1 protein-coding gene is annotated in these 257 nt (G+C 77.0%); it reads right to left on the reverse strand.

The features are described from left to right. On the reverse strand, positions 1-257 hold a 257-nt coding region (locus GTW08_RS17750; protein ID WP_161152251.1), incomplete at both ends, for a hypothetical protein.

The raw sequence follows: 257 nt of genomic DNA on the forward strand, positions 1-257 counted from the left end.
CGGCGACCACGAGCAGCCACAGCAGCGGGCTGCGCAGGTACAGCGGCCCGAGGTGCGGGGCGAGGACCTGCTGGTGGATCGGGGCGTCGACGACCGAGTGGTTCCCGAACGGCTGCCCCCAGTCGGAGAACGGACGCCACAGGTTCGGGCCGGCGTAGATCACCGCGGCGACGACGCCGAGCACGGCCGTCCCCACCGCGACGAGCCGGGCCGGGGCGCGCCGCGGCAGCGGGCCGCGGGCGAGCGCGATGCCGAGC

Source organism: Pseudonocardia sp. SID8383, from assembly GCF_009864975.1.
Taxonomy (GTDB): Bacteria; Actinomycetota; Actinomycetes; order Mycobacteriales; family Pseudonocardiaceae; genus Pseudonocardia; species Pseudonocardia alni.